This is a genomic window from Acetobacter fallax (assembly GCF_011516735.1).
Classification (GTDB): Bacteria; Pseudomonadota; Alphaproteobacteria; order Acetobacterales; family Acetobacteraceae; genus Acetobacter; species Acetobacter fallax.
This window is the reverse complement of record NZ_WOSX01000001.1, coordinates 202,695-225,094: the sequence shown is the minus strand read 5'-3', so window position 1 is coordinate 225,094 and position 22,400 is coordinate 202,695. Positions and strand designations below refer to the sequence as shown.

The window sequence follows — 22,400 nt, the reverse complement described above, 5'->3', positions numbered from 1 at the left end:
ATAATACAAAATGAAGCATATATTTCTGCTGACGGACGTCAGCAGAAATATATGACAGTAAACTACTGGAAACCCGGATCCGGGAACAGAAAGTGGCGTTGCAGATACCGCCGGCTGGTCAGATTTCTGGCTGCAATCAGGCCTTCCGGCGACGAGGCATCAGGCACCAGCCAAACAGGGTGCCAGCGAACCAGGCAATTCCGAGTGACAGAAGAGGTTTGTCACGAATGAATGTAGTCCCTTTCTCGATCAGCCCTTCGCCTTCTTCATAGAGATCGGCAAATTCCTCGCGTGCCATGCCCGCGAGCTGGTCCACTTTACCTTCCGCCTGAAGGCTGGAATCACCCGTGAGACCACCCGCCGCGTCTTTCACGTGGCCTTTAGCCTGATCGACAGCGCCTTCCAGCTTCTCTTTGATTGGATTGATTTTATCGTCAGCCATAAGGTTACCCTTTTCTTTTTTGACGCAGCAGAAAGACGAATTCCGATGCGAGGAGTCAACACTGCTATTTGGAACCATACATCCATCTGGATGCAAGTTTTTCCGGGCGAAGTCATGTTGTCATGCGTGTAGCAGGTCCCGGCCTTGTCCACTGGTTCTGTAACGCGGAGATGCTGGTTCCGTTTCCGGAAAGACGCTACCAGGATCGAAACGCAGAGTTGAGAACCCGAGGGCGATATGGGCTGGAGTTTTGTTGCGCTCAGATTGAAAACAAGGTTTCTGGCCAGTCATGCTACCCTTGGGACGATCGCAGATTATAGCCCTGACCATTTCCAGCCTGCTGTTGATGGAACAGCTTGACGGAACGATTCTGGCAACGGCTCTCCCGTCAATCGCGCAGTCCCTTCATGTTGATCCGGTCTCGGCATCTGTCGCTCTGACATCTTATATTATCGGGCTGGCCATTTTTATTCCTGCTTCCGGTGCTGTTGCCGATAAATTCGGCAGCCGGACCACGCTGATAGCCGCTATAACCTTGTTTGTAATTTGCTCGGTGCTGTGCGGGCAGGCGACAAATCTGCCTATGCTCGCTGCGGGCCGGATGTTTCAGGGCATCGGGGGGACTCTGATGGTGCCTGTCGGACGCCTCGTGCTTCTCCGCAGTGTGGCAAGGTCAGAGCTTCTGAAAACGATGATGTGGATGATGTTACCCGCCACGCTTGGCCCCATGCTGGGACCGGTTCTCGGTGGTTTCATCACATCGGCACTGTCGTGGCGCTGGACGTTTTACATCAATGTTCCCGTCGGGGTGGTGGGGCTTTTTGCGACCTGGCGCCATATCCCACAGATCAGAGAAATGAATGTAAAACCGTTTGACTGGCTGGGGATGCTGCTGGCCGGCGGCGGCCTCGCATTGATGTCTTTCGGTGCAGAGATGATCAGTCATAATACACGGCCGTACTGGCTCTCTGCGGGGTTGTCGCTGACTGGTATGGGACTGTTCGGGGCCTATTTCCACCATATGCGGCATTGCCCCAATCCGTTGCTGGATTTCAGTCTGATGACCGTTCCGACCTTCCGGCTGTCGGTAATAGGAGGTGCAGCAAGTCGCATTGCCGTTGGCGCATTGCCGTTTTTGTTGCCATCGTTATTGCAGATCGGTTTCGGGCTAAGTCCTGCGCAGAGTGGCCTTGTGGCCTTCGCCGCGCCTGTCGGGGCAATCTGCTCGCGTCTTTATGTGACGCACCTTTTTCGGCGCTTCGGATTCCGCAATGTGATGATGCTGACCGGATGTAGCGCAGCCGTTACATTTACTCTTATTGCCGCCATCAGGCCTGGATGGCCGGTCTGGCCGCTAACGATTGTGCTGATATGCTCAGGAGCCATTCAGGCAGTTCAGTTTTCCGCTTATAACTCAATCGCTTACGCCGATCTTTCCGAAGGCCGAATGAGTGCTGCAACGAGCTTCTACTCAACATTCCAGCAAATCATGTTGTCAGCCGGGATCTGCATCGCTGCGCTGGCTGTCACTGTTTCGAGAATTGTTTGCGGACATACTCAGGTAAACGCTTTCGATTTCGATGCCGGACTTCTCGTCACGGGCGCGATCTCTTTGCTTGCTGTGCCATCGGCTGCCATGCTGGCTCGTAATGCAGGCGCGAGTGTAAGCGGCCATGTGCCACCAAAAAATGACGTCCCCGCGAAGTAGGCACGCAATGCCTGAAAATAAAGATAGTTCCAAAAGAGACTGATTCAGGTCAGCGGCTTTCGCGGTACCATCCGGAACCCAGCGCAAGGACGGCCAGCATCAATATCAGCCACGCTGGCAAAAGCGGCGTCGCACTGGTGCCGGTCAGCACATGAGCATGTCGTTGTGGAAACGAGAATGTCCCGCTCGTAACAGGCGCGCTATTCATGGTTCCGGCAGGGACGGTTCCGATTTGTAAGGCCGGTACTTCAGGCTTGTCAGGATTATCTCCCAGCCATCCAATTTCTCCGCCCGTGCGTGCAACGACTGATGCGACGTGGCTGGCAGTAAGACGCAGATCAGCAAACTCCTGCGGGTCTGTCAGTTTTGGAGCTGCGAATGCCCGATGAGTGCCGTCATCAGCCTGCCAGATTCCGGGCTGTGCCGCAGCTGTTTGTGTTTGCGAAACCCCGGGAGAGATCTGATGCAACTGCAGAGATATCTTCGCACCATCAGGAGCCGTAACGGTGATTGCCGGGAGCGCTGCGGCCGTTTCACTATGACGCGTGATGGTCAGTGTGCCATCGCTGATCCGTGCCTCCAAGCGTTCTTCCTCAAGATCGGGCTCTTTCATCAGCCAGTGTGAGATACGGCGCAGTAATTCAGCCTGTGGCCCACCACCATATTCCCCGCGTGACCAGAGCCAGATCTGATCGGAAAGCAGCAGCGCGACCCGGCCCTGATCGACATGATCCAGAATAAGCAATGGTGATTTGTCCGGTCCGCTCATCAAGGTTTCACCATGCGATGAATCTGGCCGCAGAGCACGATACCAGGGACCCCATTCTCCTGGTATTTCGCGCGCCGGCGTGAGCTGGTCCGGCACATCAACAGACGCGTGCGGCGGCGCTCCGGGCAGCTCCGCCGTCACCGGATGGCGGCGTCCCTCATCCGTAAGTTGTGGACGGAAACGTCGTACAACAATCCCACCGGAACTTTCCATGGGGTCCACAGGAGCCAGAGACGGTACATGCGCAGGGAGAACATCGCCTACGACCGTATCCTGGAGCGAATTCGGGCCTGTAAATTCAGGACCGGCGATTAGAAACAGACCACCGCCACGACGCACATAGCGCGCGATATTGCGCAGATAGACAGGTGGAAGAATATGCCGGTTTTCAAAGCCATCCAGAATGATGAGATCAAACTGACCGATCTTGTTCTGGAACAGCTCCTGCACTGGAAAAGCGATCAGGGCCAGATCGGACATCGGCGTGCCATCATCCTTGTCCGGGGGACGCAGAATGGTAAAATGAACCAGATCGACAGACGGATCGGCCTTGAGCAGACGGCGCCACACGCGCTCACCCTGATTCGGTGTTCCGGACACCAGAAGAACCCGTAACCGGTCCCGAACGCCGTTAATGCTGACCACATTCTGATTGTTTACAGTCGAGACCTCGCCTGGTAGCGCAGAGACGGAAAGACCGACAAGAATCTCGCCCGGGTGCGAGACCGGAAGTGAAATATCCTGAGGCATGCCAGTCTGAACAGGCACCTCCAGTTTATCGCCCCCATCCTGGGTCAGAGTGACAGTTGCCTGCGTTCCGGGGTGCGTGCCTGGTCCCAGGTCATCAACCTGCACGCGCAGAGAAGCTGTCTGCCCGACGATTGCGTATGGCGGTGCCTGCAAAATCCTGAGTCGTCTGTCAGTTTCCTCGCCATGCCCGGCCAGAAGTACATGCAGAGGTAAAGTCGGGATAGTGCCATGTTCGTCGCGTGGTGCCAGCCGCTCAGGAATATCATTCGGGACATCCTGCGTCTGACCATCCGTGATCATGACAGCGCCGGCGAATTGTTCCGGTGGAATATCAGCAGCAGCCTGAGAGAGAGCATCGAACAGATGTGTGCCGCCTGTTCGTTCGCCGTGGATTGTGACGACGCGGAGTGCAAGCCCGTCGCGCGCCCGTTCACCAAGGATACGCGCAGCCGCCCGTGAAATAGCAGCCCGGTTGCGGATCGACATTGAGTCGGTCTGGTCAACGATGACCAGCGCAGTTTCGGGAAGATCACGATGCGTTTCGTGCAGTGTCTGTGGTCCGGACAGCCAGAGCAGCACAACTGTCGCTGCCAGCCCTCGCAAAAGCGTTCCACGTATATGCGCTGCCAGCCCGGCCATAACAGCAATGGCGCAAAGTCCTGTAAGAATAAGCAGGAGCCAGCGCGGCAAAAGCGGTGCAAAGCCAAGGCTGTGGATGAAAGTAACGATCATGTCGCGTTCACTGTCCGAGACGCTTCAGGATAGCCGGAACGTGGACCTGGTCAGCCTTATAATTGCCAGTCAGGGCATAAATGACGGCATTGACGCCAAATCGATAAGCCGTACGACGCTGATCATCGCCGCCGGGAATAACGGCGAAGCGGGTATCTCCGTTCTCGTCGACGGCCCAGGCATGCGCCCAGTCGGATGATCCAATAATCACCGGACTGACATCGTCATTTTCAGCTTCGCCTTCACGTGCGACCCAGACAGGCAGACCGGCGTAACGGCCCGGAAAGTCATGCAGGAGATAGAATGTATGGCTGAGAACGTGATGATCGTTGAGCCTGGTGAGTGGCGGGACAGGTAGCCCGGATGTCGCGCGCCGGAGCGCTGTCGCACTGCCTGGTGCTTCGCCGGCTGCTGCCGATGGACCATCGTTATCGGCAGTTGCGGTGGTGTCGACCCCTTGTGTGTCGATGATAATCATACCGCCATGTGCCATAAAAGATGTCAGCGCAGATGTCATGACCTGCGTCGTCTGTGTTCCGGGAACGATCGGCCAGTAGAGAAGAGGATAATAAGAAAGATTGTCGATACCCGGTCTCACGCCGTCCGGGTGCCCCAGAACAGCCGATGTCCTGTTGTTTACATAGCCGGAAAGACCCTGAAGCCCTTCCCGCGACACAGTATCGACCTCGCTATTTCCGGTAATGACGTAAGCCAGACGGGTTTCAAGAGCCGCCCCTGGAACAGCCGGGTTTTGCTCACCCACAGATCCGTTGGCATGCTGCTGCGAAGTGCCACTTTCCTGCGCATGAGCCTGCACAGGCCTGACAAAGAAGGAGAGTGAGCTGGTAATCAGAAATATCTGAAGCACTCTTTTCTGCCTGTCAGCATTCCGTCGACCAGTAAGGCCCCAGGGGGAAGATTGCCTCCGCAAAAACAGGGTCAGCCCTGCATCAACACTCAGAAGAATCAGCGCAGCGGCCAGCAGAGCAGGTCCGGGAGCGCGGTCAGGCCGATGCCCGGCCGGATCCGTTACCGTACCAACCGGAACGGCAGGGATGAGGTGGCTCGTAGTATCACCAACGTTAAGCGCACGGCGACTGGCCCGCGAGCCATACAGACCGGGCGGGTGTTCCGGTGATGGTGGCTCAGTCCCGAACCTGCTCGCAGTAAGCCCACGCGCAAACGGCGGCGGTGGCCCGAGAACACCATCTCCGTCAAGCGTGAGCACCGGCGGAAGAATGGTGTCATCAACCGGAGCATCCACACCTGCTGCGTGTTCAACGAGGCGATCAAGCATGTCAACGAACAGGCCCGAAAGAGGCAGATCTGACCAGTCGGCAGTAGGCGTCACATGAAAAAGGACAATGTCACCTTTCCCATACATAGCGTGAGTGACAAGAGGCGTGCCGTCAGCCAGCCGTGCCCAGCTATGCATCGGGAGATCTGCTGCCGGTTTAGCCAGAACCTGTCGTGAAACAGTGACGTCCTTCGGGATTGTCAGACCGTGAAAAGGAGAGTCAGACGAAAATGCCGCGAGATTTTGCGGCTTGCCCCAGGACATGGTGCCACCGAGTTGTCGTGCGGTCGGCATCAGAGGAACCGGAAGAAGGGTATTTTCAACCGGGGTCTCTTTTGGCAGCGTCGTATCCGGCTGATCAGCCTCAGTGGCTTCGTCTTCATGCCCCACTATTGTACGTCCGGCAAAACGAATGAGCGTGCCGCCATTACGCACCCATTCAGCAACCCGGTGACGCGTATCTGCATCCGCAAGAGAACCGTCCGGTGCAATCAGCACTGACAAAGGCTGTGTAAGGAGCGTTGCCGTAATGCCTTCACGAAGATCAGCTGTCGGAGCAAGCGCACGTCGCAGATAGAACAATGATCCCACCAGGGGGGTGTCACTGGCTCCGGTAGAGATCAGACCAACCGGACGAAGACGATCTCCTTCGTCCAGCAATAGTGTCGCAGCGGCAGACGGGGAGCCGTCAACAGAAAGCATATCGATGCGATTGCGCATCGCGACAGGCAGAGTAACCGGAACCGCAACGCTTTCTTCTCCCGCCGGGATCGTAACATCTGTCAGCGCAAGCGTGCCGCCGTCCTGGCTGTGTGCCCGTATACGCATTCTGCGAGGTGTCTTTGCCGCAACAGTGACGAGACGCGCCATGACCCCTGGTGTATTCTGCTTTGAAGCGGTTGCTGCGGTCGCCGGAGCGTCGGAGGATTGGGAGACGACAGTATCTCTTGCGGACACAAGGACGACGGGGCTGTCGGAATGAAAGCGGATTTCCCGGACCGGACCTGATGCGCGAAGAGCCGTGGCAAAGGCATCGTCGGCCTGTTTTCCATTCGGTCCGGATGAAGCGATACCATCGCTTATATAAATTATTGCTCCAATTGCTGTCCCTGTTTTCGCGAGAGCCTGCAACTGCTGCGCGGCCCGGGCACGGCGAGGGTTCCATGGAGAAGGCCGTGTCGCATCCAGCACTGTTGTGGCGCGTTCCGATGCGACAGGAAGCAGACCCGAAGCATTGCCGGTTCGGGAGTCGGAGCCGTCATCATGAGCAGTACGCAGAAAGATTACCTGGCGTCCGGCATGTGAGGCCGCATCAAGAACTGCATGAGCGGCGTTGTTTCGCTCAGCCCAGTCTGAGGCTGACATCAGTCCGTCATCGATTACCAGAAGCAGCGTTCCATTTCCAGGAAGCGCTACAGGCTGACCGGGCAGAACCGGTCCAGCCAGTCCGGTAATCAGAAGCGCAACAGCCAGAAGACGAAGTAACAGGAGCCACAGCGGTGGTGTGGCGGCATCGTTCTGCTCCGGCTTCAGGCGGCGCAGAAGATCGATCGGAGGGAAAATCTGCGTACGAGGCGCGGGGGGGTGGGCTCGCAGAAGCCACCATACAGCCGGAAGCAGAACAAATGCCGCGAGGAGGGCAGGGGAATGAAAAATCATTTCATTACCCTCTCATCCCCGGGCGGATCTGCCCGGTGAGAGAACTGCTGAGCGTTAGCAGCGCGGTCGCTGGTGACTGATCAGTGACATGCGTCAGAAGTGCATGACCACTGGCGTCTGCAAGCGTGCGAAGATACTGTTGCCGCTCAGAAAAGAGTTTTCCGTAATCCTGTCTCAGAGCTTCTACACGTGGCAGGGTGAGATCAGGCTCATCTTCCGTGCCCACAAAGCGGATACGTCCCGCATAAGGAAGATCCCGTTCGGCTGGATCGACTATCTGTAAAAGTTGTGTCGATACCGGACGGGCGGCAAGATGCCGAAACAAATGCGGCAACCCGGTCCGGGCTCCGAGAAAGTCGCTCGCGATAATTAGTTTCGCAAATCGGGGAAGCATCGCTGCCAATGGGAGCGACTGTGAGGGACGCCCGGCGAGTGTACCTAGCGACAGGGCCAGTCTGGTCGCAATACGGCCTGCGTCCGGCGGTAGCATGGCCGGGCCGTCAGACGTCAGTAAACCCACTCGCTCGCCGCCATTTTCCAGAAGAGTAGCGAGCGCCAGAAGAAGGAGGATTGCTCTGTCTCGCTTTTGTGGATGTTGGGTCTGGCCGTCATCCGGACATGACGACCAGGCCATAGAAGGACTGAGATCACACCACAGCCATACAGTCTGGGCGATTTCTGCTTCAGTCTCTCTGACATAGGCACGGTGACTTCGCGCGGACTGCCGCCAGTCAATGCGTGTGACAGGCTCTCCGGGTTGCGCCGGACGATATTGCCAGAACGTCTCGCCCGGTCCTGCGCGGCGGCGGCCATGCTGTCCGGCAGCGACAGTTGCGGCAATCCGTTCAGCGTGAACGACAAGTCCAGGCAGGCGCGCCGCAAGCTGAGCTGCGCCACTGGCCAGTGGCGCGATTGATCCTGTTATTCCATCATCCGGATTGTGAAAGAACGCAGAACGGGATTGCGTGGGCGCAACCCCGCTACGCAGACCCGAAAAGATGCGGGAAAAAATGCCGGACCGACGTCCCGTAAGCGGCGTTTCAGGAGCCAAAATCAGCCCAGACGTTCGACGAGGTTGTCGATCACGTCCTCGACGCGCACCGAATCGGCTCTGGCGGCGAAGCTCAGCGCCATCCGATGCGCCAGCACGGGACGTGCGAGAGCCGCAATGTCATCAAGATCCGGTGACAGCCGGCCATCAAGCAGTGCCCGGGCACGTGTCGCCAGCATGAGCGTCTGTGCAGCCCGCGGACCCGGACCCCAGGCGATAGCATCGCGGACTGTAGCCACATCTGTTGTTTCCGGGCGAGCCGACCGCACGAGCGTCAGAATGGCATCTACAATCCGGTCGCCTACCGGTAACTGGCGAACCATTGCCTGCGCAGCAAGCAATTCCTCCACGGTCAGAACCTGCCGGGCTGCGGTCTGCGCAGCACCGGTTGTCGCCAGAAGCATCGCGCGCTCGTCGGAAGCTTCCGGGAAAGTCAGCTGGATCTGCAGCATGAAGCGGTCGAGCTGCGCCTCAGGAAGGGGATATGTGCCTTCCTGATCAATCGGATTCTGTGTCGCCAGAACATGGAACGGACAAGGTAACGCATACTCTGTGCCCGCTATGGTGACGCGGTGTTCCTGCATCGCCTGGAGCAGAGCGGACTGCGTGCGTGGACTCGCACGATTGATCTCATCGGCCATCAGCAACTGACAGAACACCGGACCAGGGACAAAACGAAAACTACGGTGTCCACCCGAATCTTCGTCGAGGATTTCGCTGCCAGTAATGTCAGATGGCATAAGATCAGGCGTAAACTGCACGCGACGTGCGTCCAGCCCAAGCACCGTTCCAAATGTGGTAACGAGCAGTGTCTTTCCGAGCCCGGGGGCACCAACCAGCAAGGCATGACCGCCGGCCAGAATACTGACGAGCGCCTGCTCCACGACCTCATTTTGTCCGAACACAACCTGACCAATTTCCTGGCGGACAGCCTGTAACTGCTCAGTAACGCGGTCTGCCCGCAGGGCGGCTGCGGCTATGTCCGGCGCGAGACCCGGTGAACCGGAACCTGCGTCCGGTGAGAAAGAGATCGTTTGAATCGGCATTGTATCTGGCGTCATGGGTCCAGTCTGACATGTCCGGGGCTTACATCAAGCCGGGGGGCAACCCTATATCCGTATGGCGCCAAGGCAAACAGATGTGAGTTAATGGATCGTGACGCGAGACAGTTTTCCAGAAGAATGTGGGTCTGGCCTCAGCGGAGAGGTTCAGGCAGAAGGCGTAAAACGATCGCCGCATCAGTGCGGAAAGCTGCCGTTTCTGATCCGGCGAGACGGAGCCTGGCTTTACAAGGGCAGCCTCATTCGCCGCAAGCCAATGGTCTGCCTGTTTGCGTCCGCGCTGCGACGTGCCGCCGATGGCGTTTTCTGGCTTCGAACGCCGGTCGAAGAAGGCACGATTGACGTAGAAGATGCTCCTTTTGTCGCCATTGAAATGGACTGGCGCGGATCAGGTCGTCAACAGGTGCTGTGTTTCAGAACCAATGTAGATGCTGTTGTGGTTGCCGGGCCGGATCATCCTTTGCGAGCCCGGTGGGATGTGCCGTTTGACGCCTGTGACAATGCATCGCCGCCGTATCTGACGGTTCGTGCGGGTGATGGTGAGTTTCCGGTCGAAGCACGGGTGTCGCGGTCCGTCTGGTATGAACTGGCCGCACTGGCAGAACCGGGATGTTGCCGTGGCGAGCCTTGTCTGGGTGTCTGGAGCAGCGGAGTTTTTTTCCCGCTCGCGCGTGCCCCGTGCGACCGTAAGGATGAGGACCATTCTGATGGTGAAGACGTGTTCCTGTGAGTAACGGGCAGCACATACTCCTTGAGGACTTATCCGTTTTTCCGGCCTTAAAAAAAATATGGGAATTCCTGCCCGAAGCGCGCCTCGTGGGTGGGGCTGTTCGGGATCTTCTGCTGAATACCGATGTTGCGGATTTTGATTTTGGCACCCCTGAGCCGCCGGAACAGGTTTCTTCAATTTTGCGGAATGGTGGCATCAAAGTCATTCCCACCGGGCTTTCGCACGGCACTGTGACGGCTGTGATTGAGGGAAATAACTTTGAGATTACCACTTTGCGAAGGGACGAGCAGACCGATGGCCGCCATGCGCAGGTAGCGTGGACGCGAAACTGGAGAGAAGACGCAGCACGCCGGGATTTCACGATTAATGCAATGTCGTGCGGATTGAACGGGCAGGTCCATGACTATTTTGGTGGCCAGCATGACCTGAGGATGTCGCGCATAAGATTTGTCGGTGATGCACGAGAGCGAATACGGGAAGACGCGCTTAGAATTCTTCGTTTTTTTCGGTTTCAGGGACGTTTTGGTGGTACAGAGCCCGATCAGGAAACTCTGGATGCAATTTCTGATTGCGCCGTCCTGGTGAGGAAACTGTCAGCAGAACGTGTGTGGGCCGAATTACGACGAATTCTGGTCGGACCCCATGTCGTGCAAATGCTCGAACTGATGGCCCGAAGTGGAGTGCTGGGTGAGTGCTTTCCTGAACTGACCGGCCGGGATGATACCGCCATCGCTCTTCTTGCATCGCTGATAGCTTGCGGTGGGCCGTGTGACGAATCGCTGCGTCTTGCGGCGCTGCTAAAAGGTGCTGGCGCCACCCTGGATATGATCGAACGTTGTGTTCACCGACTGCGCCTCTCCCGATCCGGGGCAACGGAGGTGATTTCTATGTCCGGATATCCCATTCCGACGCCTCAAAACGCGAAGGACGATGATGACATCGCCCGCCTGCTCGCCAACACCCCGCGTAGCTCTCTGACGGGCCGGACGTGGCTGGCTCGGGCTGAAGCAGAACAGCATGGTCTGACATCAATTGCCCGCGAAGACTGGGTCGCTTTACTATGTCGCCTGAAGATGCGGGAACAACCGCATTTTCCTCTTGCCGGCCGGGATATCGTCGCTCTGGGTGTCCTGGCGGGTCCTCGGGTTGGGGAAGTGTTGAGCGTTGTCCGCCAGTGGTGGCTGGACGGCGGTTGTCACGAAGGAAAAAAAGCCTGCCTTACATTCGCGAAATACGAACTGGCCACGGGTAGGTGAGTTTCCTGGACGCGATCATAAGAAATCTTGTCTAAGATAATGGTTTTAAAAGATAAAAATTAAAATTTTTATTGATTTCAATGCGTAATGGTCCGACATCTCCCAATATCCCGGATTTCAGTTCGCGCCGTCATCAGTGTTGCCGTCTTTGCGTGGGCAGGTGTCGCTGGTAGAGGACGCGAATGAATGTCGTGTCGCCAGCTCAGTCTTCAGCCACGCGCTCCGGGCGCAAATTACTCCCTGATGACAGCAGAACTCTCCTTGGCCGGCTCTGGCGCGAGCAGGTGAAATGTCATCGCGGCCGGATTGGATCGGTCATCGGTCTGACAGTGCTGACAGCCGGGCTTACCGCGCTGTATCCGCTGGTTATCCAACGGGCTCTGGATATGTTTTCCACACATGATGAGCGCATCCTGTACCAGGTCCCGCTGCTCGTGGTCGCTATTACGCTGGCGAAATCAGCTGCGCAATACGGGCAGACGCTGGCCACGCAGGGGCTTGTGCTCGTCGTCATTCGTAGCCTGCAGGGCACGATGTTCCGTCACCTTATGGTAACCGATGTGGCCCGTATTGAGCGGGAAGCACCCGCGTCGATTGCAGCGCGTTTCACAACCGATGCCGTGTCTATTCGGGAGGCGATGGTCCGGGCCGTGAACTCGCTGGGAGACGTCGTGACCGTCGTCGGGCTGATCGCCGCCATGGTCTATATGGACTGGGAGCTCAGTCTGATCGCGGCACTCCTTTATCCTGTAGCGGCTATTCCTATCCAGAAACTGGGCAAACGTGTGCGCCGTGCCTCAGGCAATGTGCAGGAGCAGATTGGCGAAACAGCCGCCCTCCTGACTGAGAGTTTTTCTCAGGCCCGCACTGTCCGTGTGTATCGTCTGGAGGACCGCGAACAGATGCGGGCCGATCGCTCCTTCGATCTTCTGCACGAGGCGTTTGTGAAGATCACCAGAGGACGTGCGAGAGTCGATCCGCTCCTGGAGGCGCTTGGTGGTTCCGCTGTCGCGGCGGTTCTTGGATTCGCCGGCTGGCGCGCCGCGATGGGTGGAGCGACCCTGGGCGATTTTTCCGGGTTTGTGGCGGCGCTTCTTCTTGCATCCCGCCCGCTCAGAGCGCTTGGGGCGCTAAATGCGGCATTGCAGGAAGGTCTTGCCGGTCTCGCACGGATATTTTCCGTTATCGACGAACCCCCTGCTGTAAAAGAGCGACCAGATGCCACCGTGCTGCCGCCCGGCCAGGGGCATCTGCAGTTCCGGGATGTGTCCTTTCGCTATCCGGATGGCCGCATGGGTCTGAGGGGATTGTCGTTTGATGCGCAGCCTGGAATGACAATTGCTCTTGTCGGCCCATCAGGTGCTGGAAAATCTACAGCTTTGTCGCTGATCCCGAGGCTCCATGACGTTTCAGATGGCGCGATCACTCTCGATGGTGCGGATCTGCGTGACGTCAGGCTGGATGCGCTCCGCGATGCGATTGCGTATGTGAGTCAGGACACTCTGCTCTTTGACGTTTCGGTGCGCGAGAACATCCTGATGGGATGCCCGTCGGCCTCAGACGGAGAGGTGAGCGAGGCTGCTCGTCTGGCGGCGGCGGAAGCTTTCATTCTCGACCTTCCAAACGGTTTTGACACACGAGTCGGTCCTGGTGGCGGGAGGCTTTCCGGTGGTCAGCGTCAGCGGGTCGCACTTGCGCGGGCGCTTCTGCGCAACCCGCGTCTGCTGCTGCTTGATGAGGCGACCAGCGCTCTGGACAGCGAGAACGAGGCTCTGGTTCAGGATGCGCTCGCGGAGCTACGGACCGGTCGCACGACGATCGTCGTAGCACATCGACTGTCTACGGTAAGGTCAGCAGACATCGTCGTGGCAATGGACGGCGGCCAGGCCATCGAATGCGGTAACCATGCTGATCTCGTGGCTGCGAACGGTCTCTATGCGCGTCTTGTCAGGAGCCAGGGACTGGAGGGATAGGCGCCGATTTTCTATAAATTTTGTTCCATAACAGCATGCGCCAGCAGGAGCGGCACAATGTCATTCCACGCCGCTTCAACGGGTTGTGTCGGTATGGTGTGCCCTGACCGTCGGTATCAGTAACGGGCGTTACCGACATCCTCTACCTGACGATGAAGCCATGCGTGGACAAGAATCGCAACCCGGGTTGCCTTCAGCGGTCTGGACATAGGTGTGAGCGCGTTTCCAGGCCCTGGAAGCCATCCTGATCAGTGCCGCAGGAAAGGTTCCGGCTGATGCAGCCTTTGAAGGAACACGTCAAAGGTACCGGCCATGTTCCTTCCTGCTCCGTATCGATCGCGGTCCCCTGCGGTCTTCGAATAATAGCGTGGCAGGCATGGAACCGGTTGCTGCCGTCAGAAGATCATCACTGCATCGCGTAACGAAAAGCTACCAGAGAGAGCTGCATTGATCGGCTATCGGAGCGTAGTCGCCGACTCAGATGAAATCATAAGCTGTTTCAGCCTCTGGCTTCAGGATACGATACATGAACAGAAGATCGAGCCAGTTGCCAGCTTTTGCTCCAACCTGCGGCAGGATGCCTGCTTTAAGGAAGCCGCACTGCTCATGCAGGGCAACGGACGCCACATTATCCGCTGTGATCGCTCCGATCATGACATGCATGGATTGTTGCGTGGCTTCGGCGACGAGAGCCTCCAGGAGAGCCCGCCCGACACCCATTTTTCGGGCTTCTGCCGCGACATACACAGAATGCTCGACAGTCTTTGCGTATCCTTCGTAGGAACGGAACGGGCCGTAAGATCCAAAGCCAAGCACCTGACCCGCTTCATGCGCGACCAGAACCGGCCAGCCATCGTCCCGGCGCTGCCGGAACCAGTGAAGGCGTTCCTGATACGTATACGGTTTGGAGACCCACAGAGCCGTTGTATCAAGGATAGCCTGATTCGTGATTTCGAGGACTGACGGAATGTCCCATTCTTCGGCTGGCCTGATGACAACGCTCATGAGGAGTGCATCCGAAGCGGTTTACGAAATATCAGTGTTCCCCAGTCGCCCTCGTGCAGATGCTTCTCCAGCACAAGCCCGCAGCGGTGATGCGCGGCAAGCACCATGCGCACCTGAGAATTCAGAAGTCCCGCGAGAATAGCAGTGCCGCCCGGAGCCAGGTTTGCTGCCAGGTCTCTGGCCATCAAACAGAGTGGGCGGGCGAGAATGTTGGCAAAAACAAGGTCGAAAGGTGCTTCCCGCCGTATCTGCGGAGTGGACCAGCCATTGCCGAGCCGCGCCTCGACGAGTCGGGAAAGGCCATTGCGGGCAGCATTGGCGGCTGTGATGCGGACTGACCAGGGATCGATGTCTGTCGCCAGGACATGGCGGTGAAACAGGGCCGCCGCCGCCATGGCCAGGATCCCGGAACCGCAGCCGAGATCAAGAATATGCTGCGGATTTCTGTAAGCGATCTGCTCAAGAGCCCGAAGGCATCCGCGGGTGGAGCCATGTTCGCCAGAGCCAAAAGCCATGCCGGCGTCAAGTGTGATGATGATACGATTCGTGGCCGACTGCTCATTAAGGTGAGAGCCCCGAATCGTGAATCGTCGACCAACATTCTGCTCAGGGAACGACTCATAGGTCCGGGCCAGCCAGCCTTCGGGCTCCGTATAAGATCGCTCCAGTTCAGCCGCGATGCCGCTGGTCAGTTCTGCGATCGTCAGTGCCGCTGCCAACTCTGCCTCGGCATGACCGACATCTTTGACGCCTTCGACGCGCCAGAGCTTTTCGGCTTCGTCAAATTCAAAAATCCCAACCGTCGTGCAGATAAGACCGATTGCCGTTTCATAAGCCTCAACCCCTGACTCGGGTACAGTCACGGAAATCGTTTCAAGTTCAGTCGCATGTCTGCAACGTGTGACGGTCATCAGGCTGATCCTCCCGGTGGGCTGGTCCCGCAGCCGGGAGCCGGCCACGAATGTCAGCTGAATATCAGGGCTTGGGGAATAAATACCAGAGGCCGGCCTTTCCGGCATCCATCCCTCAGCCAGATACTGTTTGCAGATAAGATGACATGACACGGCGCGTTCCGGCCTCTTCGAATGCAACCTCAGTTGCACCGTGATCAGCGCTGATCACCACGCCGTATCCGAATTTCTGGTGGAAGACCCGTGCGCCGACACCGATCTGAGGCGTATTGCTTATGAGATCTTCATGAACGGGGGTTCGCCGTTTTCTGGCGATAAGAGGAGCCATCGTGCTGTTCTGGCTGTCAGAGAATACGCTACTCCGGAAGAAACCTGAATAATCCTGTCTCTCGCGTCGTGTTGCGGTCTCACCTTCACGTTCGACATATTCATCTGGCAGTTCATCAAGGAATCTGCTTGGCATCGATTCCTGCCAGTTCGCATAAATCCGCCGACTTGCAGCGTGCAAAATGATCGCCCGATGGCGTGCCCGCGTAATGCCCACGTAGGCAAGCCGCCGTTCTTCCTCCAGGCCTTTATCACCACCTTCATCGAGAGTCCGTTGGGAGGGAAAGACGCCTTCTTCCCAGCCTGGCAGAAAAACGGTGTCGAATTCCAGTCCTTTGGCGCCATGCAGCGTCATGACGGAGACACGATCTTCTTCTGCTGCGCCTTCAGCATCCATCACGAGCGCGACGTGTTCGAGAAATTCTCCGAGCGTGCCAAAATCCGCCAGTGCCCGGACCAGTTCTTTAAGGTTTTCAAGTCGCCCGGGCGCGTCAGGTGAATTATCTGTCCGCCACATTTCTATGTAACCGCTGTCTTCAAGGAGGCCATTAACAGCAACAATATGGCCCTCACGTTCAAGAACCCGGCGATGTTGCGCAAATGTCTGCATCAGAGAGGTAAGTTTCTCCTGAGATTTCCCACGAAATGCGCCTGATTGCAGAAGATTTTCTACGGCGACCGCAAGACCGGATCGCGCTGTGCGCGCCTCGGCGTGCAGCTTCTGAAGGGCGGCCGTGCCGACGCCCCGTTTGGGAACGTTGACAATGCGTTCGAATGCAAGATCATCCACCGGATTAACAAGGACCCGCATATAGGCGAGGGCATCGCGAATTTCGGCACGTTCATAGAAGCGCAGACCACCGACGATGCGATAAGGAATACCAAACTGAACAAGCCGTTCCTCGAAAGCACGCGTCTGAAAGCCTGCTCTGACAAGAATGGCAATTTCCCGGAGAGTGTGGTCATCACGCCGAAGCGCTTCAATTCGTTTGCAGACTTCCCGTGCTTCCGCGTCCGAGTCCCAGATGCTCACAATCTGCACAGGCTCACCCTCAGCGTCTTCCCGCCCGGGGCGGAGGGTTTTCCCGAGACGTCCATCGTTATGGGCGATCAGACCTGCGGCCGCGCCAAGAATCTGTGCTGTCGAACGGTAGTTTCTTTCAAGCCGGATGATCTTCGCACCAGGAAAATCTTTTTCGAAACGAAGGATGTTTTCTACCTCAGCCCCACGCCAGGAATAGATGGACTGGTCATCATCCCCGACACAGCAAATATTTGAAGGTGCATCATTACGTCGCGCGAGCAGGCGCAACCACAAATACTGGACTGTGTTTGTGTCCTGATATTCGTCAACGAGAATATAGCGGAAGAGTCGGTGATACTGCTCAAGAACATCCGGACGGGTGCGCAGGATCTCCACAATATGGAGCATGAGATCACCGAAATCGCATGCGTTCAGCTCGCGGAGCCGGGTCTGATAGGCAGCATAAATGGCCTGGGCATGCCCGTCAGCATACCCGTTGTCTTCAGCGGCTGTTACGCGATCAGGTGTCAGGCCACGATCTTTCCAGCGCTGAATGACACCAAGCAGACCCGGCAATGGCCAGCGTTTCACGTCGATCCGCCAGGGCTCGATAACCTGCTTCACCAGTCGCAACTGATCGTCAGTGTCCAGGATGAGAAAACCACTCCTCAGCCCGACATATTCAGCATGCCGACGCAGCATGCGGGCACACAGGGCGTGGAAGGTGCCCAGCCACAGCCCTTCGGCAGGTTCACCGATCAGTAAGGAGATCCGCTCTCTCATCTCCCGTGCTGCTTTATTGGTGAAGGTAACAGCCAGAATCTGCCAGGGTTTTGCCTTGCCTGAAAGCAGAATATGCGCGAACCGCGTTGTCAGAACCCTTGTCTTACCTGTGCCCGCGCCGGCAAGCACGAGTAGCGGCCCCTCAGTGGTCTCGATAGCGGCTCGCTGTTCTGGATTAAGGCGTTCGAGATGAGATTGTGTGGTCACGGAACTCTTCGGACTGACTGAAATGATAGTCCGGAATGCCGCCCTGTAAGGCACGTCGCAAAATCCGGACACCTTGTGGTCACCGGTAACGTGCAGGAAGGCGCATAGCCGGCGCGGTGATGTTTACCCGTATCATGACAAGGATTGCATGTCTGCTCGCGAAACCTTGCCCGCGCTCTGCGGAGACAGTGCTTGACGATTGATCCCGGTCGTCTCACTTGTGGAGGAACATAATTTCGCGCCTGGACAGGAACCTATGAGCGTTCGCGTTCTGATTGATCACCGCAGTAATGTACAGGCAGCGCGCCATCCCGAGAAGGCGCACCGGCCCGATAATCCGATTGCGCGTAAGCCGGACTGGATTCGGGTTAAAGCGCCGAATCATCCCGTATACCACGAGACGCGCAAGCTTATGCGAGACAATAAGCTTGTCACGGTTTGCGAGGAGGCATCCTGTCCAAATATCGGAGAATGCTGGTCTCAGCGGCACGCCACCATGATGATTATGGGGGAGATCTGTACGCGGGCCTGCTCTTTCTGCAATGTGACGACCGGTCTCCCAAACGCGCTGGACGCGGATGAACCGACCCGCGTTGCAGATGCTGTTGCAAAACTCGGACTGCGCCATGTCGTGATCACCTCGGTAGACCGTGATGATCTCGCAGACGGCGGAGCAAAGCATTTTGCTCAGGTCATAGCAGCGATCAGGACTGCATCGCCTGAGACGACGATCGAGGTTCTGACACCTGATTTCCTGCGTAAGCGAGGAGCTCTCGAAATTGTCGTGGCAGCCCGTCCTGATGTCTTCAATCACAACATTGAAACCGTACCGCGGCTCTACACCACGATCCGGCCAGGAGCACGGTATTATCAGTCTGTCAGACTGCTTGATCGCGTTAAACAGCTTGACCCGTCGATCTTCACGAAATCAGGTCTGATGCTCGGTCTGGGAGAGGAAAAAGCCGAACTGTCACAGGTTATGGATGATTTTCGTATCGCGGATATCGATTTCATCACCATGGGACAATATCTTCAGCCCACGGTAAAGCACGCAGCAGTAGCCAGATTTGTGACTCCTGATGAATTCGCTGACTACGCGGCAATGGCGCGTGCGAAAGGATTTCTTCAGGTCGCCGCCACCCCTCTGACCCGCTCATCTTATCACGCTGACGCTGATTTCGCCGCTCTTCGTGCAGCAAGAGAGTTGCAGTTGAAGAAAGAGGATTCTGTTACCATGCAAGCAGTCCGGACGGATGCTTTCTGATGCCTACGCATTCTGAACGTCGTGTGCTCAATTATACATCTGAGCAGATTTTCGATCTTGTCGCCGATGTTACAAACTATCCGAAATTTTTGCCATGGTGCACGAATGTCCGGGTTGTGTCGAAAACATCAACGGAACTCGTCGCAGATCTGACTGTCGGGTTCGGGCCTTTTCGCGAGACATTCACATCACGTGTGGCGCTTGAGCGGCCTCGCGTTATTCGGGTGACCTATGAAAAGGGACCATTCCGTTATCTCAATAACGTCTGGACTTTTACGCCCGATCCGAAAGGATGCCTGGTCGATTTTTTCGTTGATTTTGAATTTCGTTCACGTCTGCTTCAGGCCGCTATCGGGGTTGTGTTCAACGAAGCGGTCCGGTTGATGGTTTCCGCTTTCATCAAACGTGCCAGAGAAATTTACGGACCGTCACAACTGGCACAGCCGACCGGCAGGGAACACTCAGCTCTTCAGCGCTGATGTTACGCCTCCGGGCTTCATAAGCAGCTTTTATTCAGGTAAAGCCGCTGTCAGTTCAGGCTCGCTATGGCTGAGATTGATTTTTTCCTCGATTTTTCTGAGGCCGACGAGAAGTCGCTCACGGATTTCAGCAAGGCGCCGTTCGTCTGTTATTTTCATGCCTGAAAGATCTTTAACGTAGAAAACATCAATCGCCCGGACTCCATACGTTGTGATGTGAGCGGAAGCGATCTGCAGCTTCAGGTCATTGAGGGCGCTGGCGACATCATGCAGCAGTCCGGACCTGTCCCGTCCGTTGATTTCGATGACTGTATGAGAATTGGAAGCCCGGTTATCGAGAACGACTCGTGGCGGAACATGAATTGCCCGCGTGCGGGACATTGTCTGGACCGGATTATTTTTTTTGATTTCTGCCTGTATGTCGAGATTGCTACGTAATGCGCGCTCAGCAAGTGCTGAAAGTTTAGCGAGACGATGAGGTTCGTCAAAAGCCTCTCCGGAAGCATCCTGAATCCACAATGTGTCGAGGGCCATGCCATTGGTAAGTGTGTGGATGCGCGCATCCACGATGGATGCTCCCGCCAGCGCCATCGCCCCCGCTATTTCGGCAAACAGGCCGGGGTGATCATGAGTATGAATTGTGACCTCGGTGACCCCGCGGGAGGGCAGGGGCTGTGTCTCGATCACGAAGGGGGCCGAGCGGGATTCCGCTTCGCTGATCAGGCGCGCATGTCGAAGCTGCGTTTCCTGATCGAACGAGAGCCAGTAACCCGCATAGCCAAGTTCAAGGAAGTGGTCGATCTCCGCTTTTGAAGCGCCTTCTTCCGACAGAAGTTCAGCGAGCATGGCCTTGCTGTGCGCAACGCGCACATCACGTTCAGGAGTGGCAAGCCCTCCCTCCAGAACTTCCGCAACGCGTGTATAGAGCTCCCGGAGGAGAGTCGCCTTCCAGGCGTTCCAGACGCGCGGACTGACAGCCCGCATATCGACGATGGTAAGCAGCAGCAGCAGCCTCAGGCGTTCTGGCGACTGCACAACGTCAGCGACGTCGAGAATGGTTTTTGGATCATCAATATCACGCTGAAAGGCCGTGTGACTAAGCAGCAGATGTTGAAGAACAAGCCAGGAAACAGTTTCGGTCTCTTCGCCGGACAGGCCAAGTTTAGGGCAGAGTTCAAGGGCGATTTCTGAGCCGAGTTCCGAATGGTCGCCGCCGCGTCCCTTGGCGATATCATGAAGCATGACCGACATATAGAGCGCACGTCGGGACTGGATATCCCGCGCAAGCTCATATGCAACCGGGATTTCATCTGCCATCGAGCCATTTTCGACGCAGCGAAGAATGCGGATGGCCTCAATCGTGTGCTCGTCGACAGTGAAAATATGATAGGTGTCAAACTGCATCTGACCAACGATCCGGGACCACTCCGGAATGAGTGCTCCCCACAGGCCGGTTTCATTGAGGACACGGAGCCAGTGCACATGATCAAGATGGCGGTTCTGCTCTATTTCATGTGCTGCGAGGTCATCCTTCGTGTCTTTAATATGCAGTCGCCGGGACTTCACAGGGCGATCATCACACAGAAGAGACAGGAAAATTTCTGCGGCTCTCGGGCTGGTCCGAAGAGCAGAGGCCCTACGCTCCCAGCGAATCAACTGCTGCCTCGCCAGGGGATGAAGCGCGAGATGGCGGGACCGTGCCCATTCCAGAAGTTCGAACATTTTAAGGGGCGTAGCTTCGCATGATACGCCCCGATCAGGCAGTATTTTCCCGTCGATCAGTGTAAAGCCAGCCTCACGCATCGCCTCATCGGCCTTCATGACATGCGCGGCGGGTCCCTGGGCCACGCGCATAATCGTTGGCTCCAGCACATGCGTAAGACGCATAACTTCACGTACAGTCAGAAAATAATGCCGCATGAACCGTTCGACGCCGTTCTGGCGACCATGCCGCGTATAGCCCATGCGACCGCCGACAACTGGCTGCATATCGAAAGTCAGCCTGTCTTCGCCGCGGCCAGCCACGTAATGCAGGTGAAGACGGACAGTCCACAGAAAATCCCACGAGCGGCGGGCACGGGCGGCCTCCTGCTCAGTCAGAAATCCAAGACGGGTGAATTCAGGTGCGAGCAGATCTGAAACATGCCGGGTGCCGAAAATGTAGCGGCACATCCAGTAAAGCGTCTGCATGTCACGAAGGCCGCCGCGGCCTTCCTTAATATTGGGCTCAACAAGGTAGGGGCTTTCGCCAAACCGGCGATGCCGTTCCGTCCGTTCAGCCCGCTTGTCAGCGATAAAACGGGCCGAGCCCGCTTCGACGCATGCTACAATGAAACGTGCCTCAAACATGGCAAAGAGGCTGAAACTTCCGATTAACAGACGAGCGTCCAGCAGCGCTGTACGCACGGTGGTATCCTGCTCAGCCTGGGATACGCATTCGCTGATTGACCGTGTCGCATGACCAACCTTCAGTCCCATATCCCACAGAAAATACAGGATATATTCAACGAGACTAAGCATCGTACGAGACGGATGTTCAGGAGTAAGAAATAACAGATCAATGTCGCTGAAGGGCGCGAGCATACGTTTGCCGTAGCCTCCGGTAGCTGCAACCACGATCTGATCGAGTGGTTCATGCCCGACCCCGAGAGCCTCTCCGGCAAATCGGGCAAGTGCTTTCACGAGTTCGTCGGCAAAAGCTGAAAGAGCTCTGGCCGCTTCTACGCCCTTGAGTTCGCGATTTTCGAATCGCGTCCGTACATCGGTCTGATACCGACCCAGATGACGTCGGAAAATGGCCAGGGCAATATCACGTGCCGGCATAGAACCAGCCGTTCCCCGTGCCTCAAGCAGCGCGGCAGACAGACCGGCTGCCAGACTTTCAGGAGATAGCGGTTCGGCTGCTCCGAAATGGAGGACATCTGAAACGCCAGGAAGGGCAGTTGTTTGAAGACTGGGCATTGCGTTCAGAT

Annotated in this window: 15 protein-coding genes; 6 read left to right on the top strand and 9 right to left on the bottom strand. The window is 56.7% G+C overall.

Going from position 1 to position 22,400, the window contains the following annotated elements; translation table 11 throughout:
* Window positions 1-136 precede the first annotated feature (136 nt).
* Window positions 137-442: a CsbD family protein gene (locus GOB85_RS01015; protein WP_173575743.1), complete on the bottom strand. Its 306-nt coding sequence runs from the start codon at window positions 440-442 to the stop codon at window positions 137-139.
* Window positions 443-731: 289 nt separating this feature from the next.
* Between GOB85_RS01015 and GOB85_RS01010 the strand changes: the two genes are divergently transcribed.
* Window positions 732-2,150, top strand: coding sequence for an MFS transporter (locus GOB85_RS01010; protein WP_173575742.1), 1,419 nt, complete (start codon window positions 732-734; stop codon window positions 2,148-2,150).
* A 49-nt stretch (window positions 2,151-2,199) separates the two neighbouring features.
* On the opposite strand, the gene GOB85_RS01005 is transcribed toward GOB85_RS01010, so the two are convergent.
* The 4 genes from GOB85_RS01005 to GOB85_RS00990 are packed head-to-tail and all read right to left on the bottom strand — an operon-like array spanning window position 2,200 to window position 9,454.
* Window positions 2,200-4,401 (bottom strand): VWA domain-containing protein, encoded by a 2,202-nt coding sequence (locus GOB85_RS01005; RefSeq protein ID WP_173575741.1) that lies wholly within the window; start codon window positions 4,399-4,401, stop codon window positions 2,200-2,202.
* Window positions 4,402-4,408: 7 nt separating this feature from the next.
* Window positions 4,409-7,357 carry a DUF4159 domain-containing protein gene (locus GOB85_RS01000; protein ID WP_173575740.1) on the bottom strand — a complete coding sequence of 983 codons (2,949 nt, stop codon included), beginning with the start codon at window positions 7,355-7,357 and terminating at the stop codon, window positions 4,409-4,411.
* Window positions 7,358-7,361: 4 nt separating this feature from the next.
* Window positions 7,362-8,408, bottom strand: a complete 1,047-nt coding sequence (locus tag GOB85_RS00995) for a DUF58 domain-containing protein (protein ID WP_242011188.1) — start codon at window positions 8,406-8,408, stop codon at window positions 7,362-7,364.
* Window positions 8,409-8,410: 2 nt separating this feature from the next.
* A complete protein-coding gene (locus tag GOB85_RS00990; RefSeq protein WP_242011187.1) occupies window positions 8,411-9,454 on the bottom strand; it encodes an AAA family ATPase in 1,044 nt (347 codons plus the stop codon).
* Between the two features lie 109 nt (window positions 9,455-9,563).
* Here GOB85_RS00990 and GOB85_RS00985 point away from each other — a divergent pair, with 109 nt between their 5' ends.
* The 3 genes from GOB85_RS00985 (at window position 9,564) to GOB85_RS00975 (ending at window position 13,428) form a co-directional block, all read left to right on the top strand.
* Complete coding sequence (locus GOB85_RS00985) at window positions 9,564-10,199, top strand: DUF1285 domain-containing protein (protein ID WP_173575738.1); 636 nt, start codon at window positions 9,564-9,566, stop codon at window positions 10,197-10,199.
* Window positions 10,200-10,285: 86 nt separating this feature from the next.
* Window positions 10,286-11,455, top strand: coding sequence for a CCA tRNA nucleotidyltransferase (locus GOB85_RS00980; RefSeq protein ID WP_338421600.1), 1,170 nt, complete (start codon window positions 10,286-10,288; stop codon window positions 11,453-11,455).
* 182 nt (window positions 11,456-11,637) lie between these two features.
* Window positions 11,638-13,428, top strand: a complete 1,791-nt coding sequence (locus tag GOB85_RS00975; protein ID WP_173575737.1) for an ABC transporter ATP-binding protein — start codon at window positions 11,638-11,640, stop codon at window positions 13,426-13,428.
* A 477-nt stretch (window positions 13,429-13,905) separates the two neighbouring features.
* On the opposite strand, the gene GOB85_RS00970 is transcribed toward GOB85_RS00975, so the two are convergent.
* The 3 genes from GOB85_RS00970 to GOB85_RS00960 all read right to left on the bottom strand — a co-directional run bounded on the left by GOB85_RS00970 (window position 13,906) and on the right by GOB85_RS00960 (window position 17,685).
* Window positions 13,906-14,433: a GNAT family N-acetyltransferase gene (locus tag GOB85_RS00970; RefSeq protein ID WP_173575736.1), complete on the bottom strand. Its 528-nt coding sequence runs from the start codon at window positions 14,431-14,433 to the stop codon at window positions 13,906-13,908.
* Entirely contained in the window at window positions 14,430-15,344 is a 915-nt protein-coding gene (locus GOB85_RS00965) for a 50S ribosomal protein L11 methyltransferase (protein WP_173575735.1), read from the bottom strand. The genes GOB85_RS00970 and GOB85_RS00965 overlap by 4 nt, the downstream gene beginning before the upstream one ends.
* A 115-nt stretch (window positions 15,345-15,459) precedes the next feature.
* Window positions 15,460-17,685 (bottom strand): UvrD-helicase domain-containing protein, encoded by a 2,226-nt coding sequence (locus tag GOB85_RS00960; RefSeq protein WP_173575734.1) that lies wholly within the window; start codon window positions 17,683-17,685, stop codon window positions 15,460-15,462.
* 256 nt (window positions 17,686-17,941) lie between these two features.
* Between GOB85_RS00960 and lipA the strand changes: the two genes are divergently transcribed.
* Both lipA and GOB85_RS00950 read left to right on the top strand, forming a co-directional pair.
* Entirely contained in the window at window positions 17,942-18,949 is a 1,008-nt protein-coding gene (lipA, locus tag GOB85_RS00955; protein WP_173575733.1) for a lipoyl synthase, read from the top strand.
* Complete coding sequence (locus GOB85_RS00950) at window positions 18,949-19,428, top strand: type II toxin-antitoxin system RatA family toxin (protein ID WP_173575732.1); 480 nt, start codon at window positions 18,949-18,951, stop codon at window positions 19,426-19,428. Before lipA ends, GOB85_RS00950 begins: the two co-directional genes overlap by 1 nt.
* A 30-nt stretch (window positions 19,429-19,458) precedes the next feature.
* On the opposite strand, the gene GOB85_RS00945 is transcribed toward GOB85_RS00950, so the two are convergent.
* Entirely contained in the window at window positions 19,459-22,389 is a 2,931-nt protein-coding gene (locus tag GOB85_RS00945) for a [protein-PII] uridylyltransferase (protein WP_173575731.1), read from the bottom strand.
* Window positions 22,390-22,400 lie beyond the last annotated feature (11 nt).